Genomic DNA, 11,198 nt, shown 5'->3' with positions numbered 1-11,198 from the left:
TGTTGTTATGAGCCGCTCATAACAACAACACGCCGCAGATCAACGGGGGGTTAGGGCTAGTGGGGGGTGGCGGGTGGCGTGGCGGGTCGACTGCTCGTAGGCGTGGCCCATCTGCAGGACGGTCAGGTCCGCGTGGTGGGGGCCTACGATCTGCAGTCCGACCGGCAGGCCCTCCGCGGTGAACCCGGCGGGGACCGACAGCGCGGGGCATCCGGTCGCCGAGACCAGGAAGCACGAGCGCATCCACTCCAGGTAGTCGGGCATGGGCCGCCCAGCGACCTCCTCGGGGTACTCGATGCCGGCGTCGAACGGGGGCACCTGGCTGACCGGAAGGAGCAGCGCGTCGTAGCGCTCGAAGAACTCCCGGACGCGGTGGAAGAGCGCGGTGTGCAGGATCTCGGCGCGTCCGAGGTCGGCGCCGGTGAGGGTGCGTCCGGCGTCGATGTCGTCGGCGAGGGACGTCTTGAAATCGGCGCGGCGCTCGTCCAGGAGGGGGCGCAGGGCGATGTCCCAGTGCCAGGCGCGCAGCGTGCGGAACACCTCGTCGGCGCCGGAGAGGTCCGGGCACGCCTCCTCGACCGTGCAGCCCAGCTCCTCGAACACCTTGGCGGCGGGTTCGAGGACGCCGGTGACGGCCGGGTCGACCGGGACCGTCCCGCCGAGGTCGGGGGACCAGGCGACGCGGAGCCCGCGCAGGTCGCGGTCGAGCGGTCCGGCGAACGCCGAGCCGGGCGTGTCGAGCGCGATGGGGCTGCGCGGGTCGGGGCCGGCGAGCACCGACAGCAGCAGCGCCGCGTCCGCGACCTCGCGGGCCATCGGGCCCTGCACGCCCATCGTCGCCCAGCCCGCCGGCGCCGGCCACGACGGCACCCGCCCCGGCGACGGGCGGAACCCGACGACGTTGCAGAACGACGCGGGGTTGCGCAGCGAGCCGCCCATGTCGCTGCCGTCCGCGAGCGGATGCATGCCGCACGCCAGCGCCGCCGCCGCGCCGCCGCTGCTGCCGCCCGCCGACCGGGAGAGGTCGTAGGGGTTGCGGGTCAGGCCGAAGACCGGGTTGAAGGTGTGCGACCCGGCGGCGAACTCCGGCACGTTCGTCTTCCCGAGCGTGACGACCCCGGCGGCGCGCATCCGCTCGACGACCAGTTCGTCCTGGTCCGGGACGTGGTCGGCGAAGATCGGCGACCCGGACGTGGTGCGGACTCCGGCGGTGGCGTGCGTGTCCTTGTGGGCGACGGGCAGGCCGTGCAGCGGACCCGGACGCGCCCCGGCGGCGAGCCGCTCGTCGGCGTCCCGCGCCTGCTCCAGCGCCCGCTCCGCGACCAGCGTGACGATGGCGTTGACCTGCGGGTTCGTCCGCTCGATCTGGTCGAGGTGCGCCCGCACGACCTCGCGCGCCGACAGGTCGCGGGCGCGGATCCGGCGGGCCAGCTCGCGGGCGGAGGCGAAGCAGATCTCCTCGGACACGTGTGCTCCTCTTCTCCCGGACCTGCCGCCGGGTTCTCCAGTGTCCACCCCGGGTGCCGGGTTGTCCCTCCTTGAGGTCATCATGCTGGGAGGACCGAGGGAAGGGGCCGCGTGGCGGAACGGGTCGGGGCGCGGGAACTGCTGGCCCGCGTGCTGGACGAAGGCTCCCCGGCAGAAGGAGCCTGGACGTCCTGGGACCGGCCGCCCGCCGGGGAGCCCGCGTCCTCCTACGCCCGGGATCTGGCGGCGGCGAGGGAGCGCAGCGGCTGCGACGAGGCCGTCCTCACCGGGGAGGGCCTGCTGCGGGGCCGCCGGGTCGCATTCGTCGTGTCGGAGTTCCGCTTCCTCGCCGGCTCGATCGGCCTCGCCACCGCCGACCGGATCGTCGCCGCCGTCGAGCGCGCCACGGCCGAGCGGCTCCCGCTGCTGGCCGCGCCGTCCTCGGGCGGCACGCGCATGCAGGAGGGGACGGCCGCGTTCGTCCAGATGGCCCGGATCACGGCGGCCGTCGCCGCGCACCGCACCGCCGGGCTGCCGTACCTGGTCTACCTGCGGCATCCGACGACCGGCGGGGTGTTCGCGTCGTGGGGGTCGCTCGGCCATGTGACGGCCGCCGAGCCGGACGCGCTGATCGGCTTCCTCGGCCCGCGCGTGTACGAGGGGCTCTACGGGGAGCCGTTCCCGCCGGGCGTGCAGGTCGCGGAGAACCTCGCGGCCAGGGGCCTGCTCGACGCCGTCGTCGGCATCGGCGATCTCGCCGAGGTGGCGTCGCGGGCCCTGGACGTCCTGTGCGCACGGCCGCCGTCGGCGCCCGCGGACCTGCCCACGGGCCGTCCGCCGGACGGGACGGCGTGGGAGTCGATCGAGCGGTCCCGCCGCGCCGACCGTCCGGGGGTCCGCGAACTGCTCCGGTACGGCGCCGCCGACGTGACCCTGCTCTCGGGCACCGGGCAGGGCGAGGCCGACCCCGGCCTCGTGCTCGCGCTGGCCCGCTTCGGCGCGGCGCCGTGCGTCCTGGTCGGCCAGGACCGGCGCAGCCAGCGCACCGGCCATCCGCTCGGCCCGGCCGGGCTGCGCGTCGCGCGGCGCGGGATGCGGCTGGCCGCCCAGCTCGGCCTGCCGCTGGTCACCGTGGTCGACACGCCCGGCGCCGTGTTGTCGGCGGAGGCGGAGGAGGGCGGGCTGGCCGGCGAGATCGCCCGCTGCCTGGCCGACCTGATCACGCTGCCCGCCCCGACCCTGTGCCTGCTCCTCGGCGAGGGGACGGGCGGCGCGGCGCTGGCGCTGCTGCCCGCCGACCGGGTGCTGGCGGCCGGGCACGCGTGGTTGTCCCCGCTCCCGCCGGAGGGCGCCTCGGTGATCGTCCACCGGACCCCGTCTCGCGCGGACGAGATGGCGGCGTCGCAGGGCGTCCGGTCGGCGGACCTGCTCCGCGGCGGCATCGCGGACGCCCTGGTCGAGGAGCGCCCGGACGCCGCCGACGAGCCCGCGGCGTTCTGCCGCCGGGCCGCCGCCGCGATCGAGGCCGGGCTGTCCGGCCTGTCGCCGGCCGGACCCGCCGCCCGCCAGGCCCGTTATCGTCGGACCCCATGACCGAACCCGCCACACGGGCCGGCTACGACGCCGTCGCCGCCCTGTACGCCGACCTCTTCCGCGGCTACCTCGACGACCTGCCCATCGACCGCTCCCTGATCGTCGCGTTCGCCGACCTCGTCCGGGACCGGGGGCCGGTCGCCGACGTGGGCTGCGGCCCGGGGCAGGTCACGGAGTTCCTGCACTCCCTCGGCGTGGACGTGTCGGGCGTCGACCTGTCCCCGGGGATGCTCGCCCAGGCACGCGCGGACCACCCGCACCTGAGCTTCGCCGAGGGCACCATGAAGGCGCTCGACTTCCCGGACGCGTCGCTGGCCGGCGTCCTCGCCTGGTACTCGACCATCCACCTGGAGCCGGCCGAACTCCCGGACGTGTTCGCCGAGTTCCACCGCGTCCTGGCCCCCGGCGGACACCTGCTGCTCGGCTTCCAGTCGACCGAAGGGGACGTCCCCGACCCGTTCGACCACAAGGTCGTCCGCGCCCACCGCTGGCCGATCGGGTACCTGGCCGGCATCGCCCGCCGGACGGGCATGACCGAGGTCGCCCGCCTGATGCGCCGGCCGAACGAGAACGAGCACTCCCCGGCCGGTCACCTGCTGCTCCGCAAGCCCTAGGGGCGCTGCTCGCCGTCGCGGACGTGGGGCCGGGCGTCGCCGCCGGGGCCCGGCCTCCGCTGCCAGGGCCGCGCCCGCCGGAGGCGCCGCCTGCCCTGGTGCCCCCGCGGCACGAACGACGCGAGGACCGCGCCCCCCGCCGCGGCGGCGAGCAGGGCGAGCGCGCAGACGACGGCCTTGTGCGCCCGGCACTGCCGCCCGCCCGCGCCGCTCGCGACATCCGGGACATTCCCGGAAGATCCAGCCGCCCCGGTCCTGTCGCCCATGTCCTTCGCTTTCCTGTTCTCGAAGTGCCTCACTCCCGACGCCACAGTTTGTCACAACCTGACTACGCACCGCATCGTGGAAACCCCTTACACGGTCGCGCTCACGCCCCTCCGCGCCCGACCGCGCCCGACCGCGCCCGACCGCGCCCGACCGCGTCCGTCCACGTGCGGCCAGAAGGGGAGGGCCGCCGGATAATCGATCATGGGGTGGCGCGGGAGCGCTAGGTTGGCGGAAAACCGACGAAACGGGAGGCGCCGCGATGGCCGAGGCCCCGCAGATCGATACGACGGTGCCGCACTCGGCACGGGTCTGGAACTACCTGCTCGGCGGGAAGGACAACTACGAGGTCGACCAGCGGGCGGCCGAGCAGTTCCGCGCGATGTTCCCGCAGATCACCGACATCGCCCTCGCCGACCGCGCCTTCCTCGGCAGGGTCGTCCGCCACCTGGCGGGCGAGGTGGGCATCCGGCAGTTCCTCGACATCGGCACCGGGCTGCCGACCATGGACAACACCCACGAGGTCGCCCAGCGGGCCGCCCCCGACGCGCGCATCGTCTACGTCGACAACGACCCGTTGGTGCTCTCCCACGCCCGCGCGCTGCTCAGCAGCACCCCCGAGGGCGCCTGCGACTACATCCACGCCGACCTGCGCGACCCGGCCGGCATCCTGGCCAAGGCCGCCGCGACGCTCGACTTCGACCGGCCCGTCGCGATCATGCTGCTGGGCATCATGCACTTCGTCCACGACGACGAGGAGGCCCGGCGCCTGCTCGCGGCCCTGCTGGACGCCGTCCCGTCCGGCAGCCACCTGGTGATCACGCACGCCACCCTGGACTTCGACGAGGGCGAGACCGCCCAGGCCGAAGCCCAGGAGGACTGGAACGAGAAGTCCGCGAACCCCATGGTGCCGCGCACCCGCGCCGCCATCACCCGCTTCTTCGACGGCCTCGACCTCCTGGACCCCGGCGTGGTCTCCATGTCGCGCTGGCGCCCGGAGCACACCCCCTGGGACACCCCCGCCGAAGTCCCCGGCTACGCCGCCGCCGCCCGCAAGCCCTGATTCACCCGCGCGGGGGAGCGGGATAGCGCCGGCGGGGGATCGGTGCGGCCGGTCGCGGCTGTGATCGTGGTGCCTGAGACGAGGAGCACCATGAGAGGAGGCCGTGATGGCGGTCGTGACCATGTCCGCGACTCCCTGGGAGCGGCTACGGGCCGGATGGCGGAGTGCGCACGGCGCGGTCGACGGAGTACCGCGGTGGGCGCGGATCGCCGCGCTCGCCGTCCCGCTCACCGCGCTGCCGGCGGGGCTCTGGCGGATCGCGGTGTTCGCCCTGCACCTGCCGCTCCTCGACGGGGACGGCCTGGGGCCGGGCGACGGGAGGGGCGACCTCCCGGGCTGGGTGCCCATGGAGGTCTACGTGGTGGCGCTGTCGCTGGTGTCCGAACTGGTCGCCTTCACCGCCGTGGGGCTGATCGCGCGGTGGGGCGAGGTGTTCCCCCGCTGGGTCCCGGTGCTGCGCGGACGCAGGGTGCCGACCATGGCCGCGGTGGTCCCCGCGTCCATCGGCGCCGCGATCCTGACCGTGATGTGGACGCTGTCCGTGGTGAACTGCCTGGTGTTCCAGGAGACCATCCAGGGCCGTCCGCTGCCGGAGGGCTTCCCCATCCACCTCCACAGCTGGGAGGGGGTGCTCGGCGCCCTCGCCTACGCGCCGCTGATCGCCTGGGGACCGCTGCTCGGCGCCGTCACCGTCGCGTACTACCGGCGGCGCGCCCGCACGTAGCCGGATGCCGCCTCGGGGGTGGGCGGCGGGGTTACCGAGCGGTACGGTGGCCTGACCCCTGGGCTTGGAGGAGCGTATGGCGTCGGTGGTCGAGATGGTGCCGCCCTCGGTGGCGGGCGGGATGCTGCGCGGTGTGTTCGCGCTGCCGGACGCCGTCAAGCGGCTGGTCGTCGGGGCGCCGGTGCGCCGGGACGGGCAGCGGCTGGCGCTGGACGCGCAGCTGCTGCTGACGATGATGCGGCTGGAGGGCGAGCGGCGGCTCGCCGGCGGCACCGTGGCGGCGGCGCGGGCCGGGCTCGCCAGGTCGACGGTGTACCTGCCGAAGGCGCCCGCGCGGCCGGTGGCGGCGCGGAGCGTCGACGCGGGCGGGGTGCCGGCGCGGCTCTACACGCCGAAGGGGCTCCCCGAGGGGTCGCCGCTGCTCGTCTTCTACCACGGCGGCGGCTGGGTCATCGGCGACATCGACACCCACGACACGGTCTGCCGGTACCTGGCGGTGCACGCCGAGGTGCGGGTCCTGTCGGTGGAGTACCGGCTCGCGCCGGAGCACCCGTACCCGGCGGCGCCGGACGACGCGCTCGCGGCCTACGCGTACGCGGTCGCGCACGCCGCGGACCTCGGCGCCGACCCGACGGCCATCGCGGTCGGCGGCGACAGCGCGGGCGGCAACCTCGCGGCGGTCGTCGGGGTGCTCGCCGAGCGCCGGCCCGACTTCGCGCTGCTGTTCTACCCGGCGACCGACCTGTCCGGGCGGCGGCGGTCGCGGGAGCTGTTCGCGGAGGGGTTCTACCTCACCGACGCCGACATGGACTGGTTCGGCGACCACTACTGTCCCGAGGAGCGGCGCGCCGAGGTGAAGGCGTCGCCGATGCTGGCCGACGATCTCACCGGATTCCCCCCGACCTATCTCGCCACGGCCGGGTTCGACCCGCTGCGGGACGAGGGCGAGGAGTTCGCGAAGCGGCTGGGGAAGGCCGGGGTGCCGGTCGCGGTGCGGCGGCAGGAGGACCTCGTCCACGGGTTCGCGAACATGTGGTCGCTCGGCGGCCGGTTCCGGGAGGCGCTGTCGGAGGCCGCCGGGGCCCTGCGCACCGGGCTGTACGCAGGGCCGCGCGGCGACGGCTAGAGCGGCAGGCCGGTGAGGATCATGACCTTCTCCTCGGTGTAGTCGGCCATCGCCGACTGGAGGCCCTCCCGGCCGACGCCCGAGTCCTTCACGCCGCCGTAGGGCATCTGGTCGGCGCGGTAGGACGGGACGTCGCCGATCACGACGCCGCCGACGTCGAGCTCGCGGTGCGCGCGGAACGCGATGTCGAGGCTGCGCGTGAACACGCCCGCCTGGAGGCCGAACTTGGAGTCGTTGACCAGGTCGAACGCCGCGTCGACGCCGTCCACGGGCTGGACGAACATGACCGGCCCGAAGACCTCCTCGCGGGACACCTTGGCGTCGGCGGGGACGTCGGCGAGGACGGTCGGCGCGTAGGCCGCGCCCTCGCGGGTGCCGCCGGTGAGGACCTTCGCGCCCGCCGCGACGGCCTCGTCCACCCAGGCTTCGACGCGCTCGGCGGCCTCCTCGCTGACGAGCGGGCCGACCTGCGTCTTGTCGTCCCACGGGTCGCCGGTCACGAGGGACGCGACGGTGTCGACGAGCTTCGGCACGAACGCGTCGTAGACCGAGCGGTCGACGTAGACGCGCTGGACGGCGATGCAGCTCTGCCCGGCCTGGTAGTTGGCGAACAGTCCGATGCGCCCCGCGGCCCAGTCGAGGTCGGCGTCCGGCAGCACGACGGCCGCGCCGTTCCCGCCGAGTTCGAGCGTGACGTGCTTGCGCGGCGCCCGGTCGTTGATCGCCCAGCCGACCGGGACCGAGCCGGTGAACGACACGATCGGCAGCCGCGGGTCGTCCACCAGGGCGGACGCGCGGTCGTTGGGCACTGGCAGGATCGAGAACATCCCGGCGGGCAGGTCGGTCTCGGCCAGCAGCTCGCCGAGCAGCAGCGCCGACAGCGGCGTGGCGGGCGCGGGCTTGAGGACGATCGGGGTGCCCGCCGCGATCGCCGGCGCGATCTTGTGCGCGGCGAGGTTCAGCGGGAAGTTGAACGGCGAGATGCCGAGCACCGGGCCCTTCGGCACGCGGGTGATGTAGGCCATCCGGCCCTCGGCGGCCGGGTCGGTGTCGAGCCGCTGCGTGGTCGCGCTGAAGCGGCGGGCCTCCTCGGCGGCGAACCGGAACGTGGAGACCGCGCGGGTCACCTCGCCGCGCGCCCACAGCAGCGGCTTGCCGTTCTCCGCGGTGATCAGCCGGGCGATCTCCTCGGCCCGCTCGGCGATCCGCGCGGACACGTGCGCGAGCGCCTCGGCCCGCGCGTGCAGCGGCAGCGCGGCGGCCTCCCGGCGGACGGCGTCGGCCGCGGCGACGGCCTCCTCCACCTGCGCGGGCGTCGGGACGGACACCGTCCCGACCACACGGCCGTCGTAGGGGTGCGTCACGGTCAGCTCGCCGTCACCGGTCTCGGGCCGGCCGGCCAGCCAGAATGGGGTCGCGTTCATGCCTTCACGCTAGTCGCGGCGGACCCGATTTCGAGTCTCCACGGTGGCCAATCTGACCGCCCCGACTGGACGTGACGGCGAGTGCGATCCACAGTTCGGCGCGGACGGCCGGGTCGTCCGGGTCGCGGCCGAGGAGTTCGGCCGCCTTCCGCATCCGCGCGCGGAGGGTGTGCCGGTGGACGCCCAGCGCCCGCGCCGCCGCCTCCCCCTGCCCGTTGGCCGCGACATAGGCCCGGACGGTCTCGACCAGGTCCTCCTCGCGGAGCGGTGCGAGAAGCGTGTCGGCGAAGGCATGCGCGAGGCCGGGTTCCAGCAGGCCGAGGACGCCCTGGCCGGGAAGGTCGGTGTAGTGGAGCACGTCCTGCCGTGTCTGCGCGGCCGCGGCCAGGGCCTCCTCCGCCTGCCGCAGCGCCGCCGCGAGGTCGCCGGCGGAGGCGGCGGCGCTGACCCCGACCGGGCCGGTCAGCAGCGGCACGACGGTGCCGGTCAGCTCGTCGGGGACGATCACGGCGACGTGCCCGTCCAGCGGCAGCGCCGGGCAGCGCGCCCCGGCCGGATCGGACTCCAGCGCGTCCAGCACGGCGGTGCCGCCCGCGCAGGCCAGCACGCGGACGGGCCCGCGCGGCACCGACGGCCCCTCGTCCGGGCGGCCGAGCAGCAGCGCGGCGAGCGAGGCCCGCAGCTCGCGGCCCGCGCGCGGCGTCTCCGACTGGAGCGTCAGCAGCGCGACGGCCGCGCCGACGATCGTGTGCGCGGCGTGCGGGAGCGGCGCGCCCGTCCCGACCGCGAGGAAGCCGCGCGGACGCCCGCCGAGCCCGATCCGCTGCACCGCGATGTGGTCGTCCGGGACGGCCAGCGAGGCGCTCGCGGCGGGGCGGCGGCGCAGCCGGGCCAGCTCGGGCGCCAGCGCGCCGGCGCGGCCGCGGGCGCCCGCGGGCTCGGCGTGCCGGACGGCCCCGGACGCGTCCAGCAGCAGCGCCCAGCCGCCGAGCAGCCGCGCCAGCCGGGTCACCAGGGCGCCGGGGCCGGTGAGCGCGGCGCGGGTCAGCTCCCGCTGGGCCCGGTAGGCGCGGGTGACGTCCTCGTACCATTCGGCGGCGAGCATCCGCGACACCGCCTTGCCGATCGCGATGAACGGGGTCGGGCGCGGCACCTCCAGCAGCACGAGCCCCTGGTCGCGCGCCGCCGCCAGCAGCTCCGGCGGGACGGTCTCGTGGATCACTCCGACCGCGAAGCCGAGCCCGGCGACGCCGCGCCCGACGAGCCGCGACACGTAGTCGGCGGCGTTCGCGGAGGTCAGCCGCATGCCGGTGGTGAGGACGAGTTCGCCGCCCTCCAGGAACGGGGTCGGGTCCTCCAGCTCGCTGACCGCGACCCACACGACGAGCGCGTCCGGCAGCGGGCCGGTGCGGGACCGCAGGCCGAGCTGGCGGAGGGCGGCCACGGAGGCCAGAGTGGGCGGCATCTCCATCCCTGTGCAAAGTGTCTACCTCGCTGGACGGATTTCGCCGTCCCGTACGGTTCATCGTAGGCGGACCCCGGCTTATGTTCGGGCCATGACCAGCCAGGACTCTGCCCTTGGGGCAAGCGGCGGCCGTCTGCCGCAGGAACGCCGCGTCGTGACCGAGATCCCCGGACCGCGCTCCCGGGCGCTGCAGGAACGGCGGGTCGCGGCCGTGCCGCCCGGCGTCGGCAGCGTCCTGCCCGTGTACGTGACGGACGCCGACGGCGGCGTGCTCGTCGACGCCGACGGCAACTCGCTGATCGACTTCGGCTCCGGCATCGCGGTGACGAGCGTCGGCAACGCGAACCCGCGGGTCGCCGCGCGCGTGAAGGCGCAGGCCGACCGGTTCACCCACACCTGCTTCATGGTCGCGCCGTACGAGTCGTACGTCGCGGTGTGCGAGAACCTCAACCGGATCACGCCGGGCGACCACGAGAAGCGGTCGTTCCTGGTGAACAGCGGTGCGGAGGCCGTGGAGAACGCCGTCAAGGTCGCCCGCTACGCGACCGGCCGGGACGCGCTCGTGGTGTTCGAGCACGGCTACCACGGCCGGACGCTGCTGACGATGACGCTGACCGCGAAGAACATGCCGTACAAGCAGGGGTTCGGCCCGTTCGCGCCCGAGGTGTACCGGATGCCGCTGGCGTACCCGTACCGCTGGCCGACCGGCCCGGACGACTGCGGGCCCGAGGCGGCGGCCGAGGCCATCGACAAGATCAGCAAGCAGATCGGTGCGACGAACGTCGCGGCGCTGCTGATCGAGCCGATCCAGGGCGAGGGCGGGTTCATCGAGCCCGCGCCCGGGTTCCTGCCCGCGCTCGCGGAGTTCGCCCGCGCGAACGGCATCCTGTTCATCGCCGACGAGGTGCAGACCGGCTTCGCGCGGACCGGCGACATGTTCGCCTGCGAGCACGAGGGCATCGTCCCCGACCTCGTCGCGACGGCGAAGGGCATCGCCGGCGGGCTGCCGCTCGCCGCCGTCACCGGCCGCGCCGACCTCATGGACAAGGTCCACGGCGGCGGGCTCGGCGGCACCTACGGCGGCAACCCGCTCGCCTGCGAGGCGGCGCTCGCCGTCCTGGAGGAGATCGAGGACGGCAAGCTCACCGAGCGCGCCCGCCGGATCGGCGAGATCATGCTGCCCCGGCTGCACGACCTCGCCGGGCGGCACCCCGCAATCGGGGACGTCCGCGGCCGCGGCGCGATGATCGCGATCGAGCTGGTGCGGGAGGGCTCGAAGGAGCCCGACCCCGAGCTGACCGCGCGGGTCGCCAAGCGCTGCCACGAGCGCGGCCTGCTCGTCCTGACGACCGGGACCTACGGGAACGTGCTGCGCTTCCTGCCGCCGCTCGTCATCTCCGAGGACCTGCTGAACGAGGGCCTCGACATCCTGGCGGAGGCGTTCGACGCCTGACCGGG

At 75.0% G+C, this 11,198-nt stretch carries 10 protein-coding genes; 6 read left to right on the top strand and 4 right to left on the bottom strand.

All coding sequences use genetic code 11. The features are described 5' to 3' along the window. Positions 1-39: 39 nt before the first annotated feature. Complete coding sequence (locus ABZ806_RS39270) at positions 40-1,467, bottom strand: amidase (protein WP_500223595.1); 1,428 nt, start codon at positions 1,465-1,467, stop codon at positions 40-42. Positions 1,468-1,578: 111 nt separating this feature from the next. Here ABZ806_RS39270 and ABZ806_RS39265 point away from each other — a divergent pair, with 111 nt between their 5' ends. Both ABZ806_RS39265 and ABZ806_RS39260 read left to right on the top strand, forming a co-directional pair. Then, a complete protein-coding gene (locus ABZ806_RS39265) occupies positions 1,579-3,060 on the top strand; it encodes a carboxyl transferase domain-containing protein (protein ID WP_500223594.1) in 1,482 nt (493 codons plus the stop codon). Then, entirely contained in the window at positions 3,057-3,674 is a 618-nt protein-coding gene (locus ABZ806_RS39260) for a class I SAM-dependent methyltransferase (RefSeq protein ID WP_500223593.1), read from the top strand. The genes ABZ806_RS39265 and ABZ806_RS39260 overlap by 4 nt, the downstream gene beginning before the upstream one ends. Here the strand turns inward: ABZ806_RS39260 and ABZ806_RS39255 are convergent. Further along, positions 3,671-3,940 carry a hypothetical protein gene (locus ABZ806_RS39255; RefSeq protein ID WP_500223592.1) on the bottom strand — a complete coding sequence of 90 codons (270 nt, stop codon included), beginning with the start codon at positions 3,938-3,940 and terminating at the stop codon, positions 3,671-3,673. The two genes, ABZ806_RS39260 and ABZ806_RS39255, sit on opposite strands and share 4 nt — an antisense overlap. Positions 3,941-4,200: 260 nt before the next feature. Here ABZ806_RS39255 and ABZ806_RS39250 point away from each other — a divergent pair, with 260 nt between their 5' ends. The 3 genes from ABZ806_RS39250 (at position 4,201) to ABZ806_RS39240 (ending at position 6,851) form a co-directional block, all read left to right on the top strand. Next, on the top strand, positions 4,201-5,001 hold the full coding sequence (locus tag ABZ806_RS39250) for an SAM-dependent methyltransferase (protein WP_500223591.1): 801 nt from the start codon (positions 4,201-4,203) through the stop codon (positions 4,999-5,001). Between the two features lie 106 nt (positions 5,002-5,107). Then, positions 5,108-5,725 (top strand): hypothetical protein, encoded by a 618-nt coding sequence (locus ABZ806_RS39245; RefSeq protein WP_500223589.1) that lies wholly within the window; start codon positions 5,108-5,110, stop codon positions 5,723-5,725. A gap of 76 nt (positions 5,726-5,801) precedes the next feature. After that, on the top strand, positions 5,802-6,851 hold the full coding sequence (locus ABZ806_RS39240) for an alpha/beta hydrolase (protein ID WP_500223587.1): 1,050 nt from the start codon (positions 5,802-5,804) through the stop codon (positions 6,849-6,851). Here ABZ806_RS39240 and ABZ806_RS39235 read toward each other — a convergent pair. Together ABZ806_RS39235 and ABZ806_RS39230 are read right to left on the bottom strand one after the other, a co-directional pair. After that, on the bottom strand, positions 6,848-8,275 hold the full coding sequence (locus ABZ806_RS39235) for an aldehyde dehydrogenase family protein (RefSeq protein WP_500223586.1): 1,428 nt from the start codon (positions 8,273-8,275) through the stop codon (positions 6,848-6,850). The genes ABZ806_RS39240 and ABZ806_RS39235 overlap by 4 nt on opposite strands. A 4-nt stretch (positions 8,276-8,279) precedes the next feature. Then, a complete protein-coding gene (locus ABZ806_RS39230) occupies positions 8,280-9,719 on the bottom strand; it encodes a PucR family transcriptional regulator ligand-binding domain-containing protein (RefSeq protein WP_500223584.1) in 1,440 nt (479 codons plus the stop codon). A 112-nt stretch (positions 9,720-9,831) separates the two neighbouring features. Between ABZ806_RS39230 and gabT the strand changes: the two genes are divergently transcribed. Further along, on the top strand, positions 9,832-11,193 hold the full coding sequence (gabT, locus tag ABZ806_RS39225; protein ID WP_500223583.1) for a 4-aminobutyrate--2-oxoglutarate transaminase: 1,362 nt from the start codon (positions 9,832-9,834) through the stop codon (positions 11,191-11,193). Positions 11,194-11,198 lie beyond the last annotated feature (5 nt).

Source organism: Spirillospora sp. NPDC047418, from assembly GCF_040643275.1.
In the GTDB taxonomy this organism is placed as follows: domain Bacteria; phylum Actinomycetota; class Actinomycetes; order Streptosporangiales; family Streptosporangiaceae; genus Spirillospora.
This window is presented reverse-complemented; position numbering and strand designations above follow the sequence as displayed.

Bases quoted from the DNA above. Each gene is read 5' to 3' on its own strand.
- ABZ806_RS39260 (WP_500223593.1), top strand. From the start codon at position 3,057: ATGACCGAACCCGCCACACGGGCCGGCTACGACGCCGTCGCCGCCCTG.
- ABZ806_RS39255 (WP_500223592.1), bottom strand. From the start codon at position 3,940: ATGGGCGACAGGACCGGGGCGGCTGGATCTTCCGGGAATGTCCCGGAT.
- ABZ806_RS39250 (WP_500223591.1), top strand. From the start codon at position 4,201: ATGGCCGAGGCCCCGCAGATCGATACGACGGTGCCGCACTCGGCACGG.
- ABZ806_RS39245 (WP_500223589.1), top strand. From the start codon at position 5,108: ATGGCGGTCGTGACCATGTCCGCGACTCCCTGGGAGCGGCTACGGGCC.
- ABZ806_RS39240 (WP_500223587.1), top strand. From the start codon at position 5,802: ATGGCGTCGGTGGTCGAGATGGTGCCGCCCTCGGTGGCGGGCGGGATG.
- ABZ806_RS39235 (WP_500223586.1), bottom strand. From the start codon at position 8,275: ATGAACGCGACCCCATTCTGGCTGGCCGGCCGGCCCGAGACCGGTGAC.
- gabT (WP_500223583.1), top strand. From the start codon at position 9,832: ATGACCAGCCAGGACTCTGCCCTTGGGGCAAGCGGCGGCCGTCTGCCG.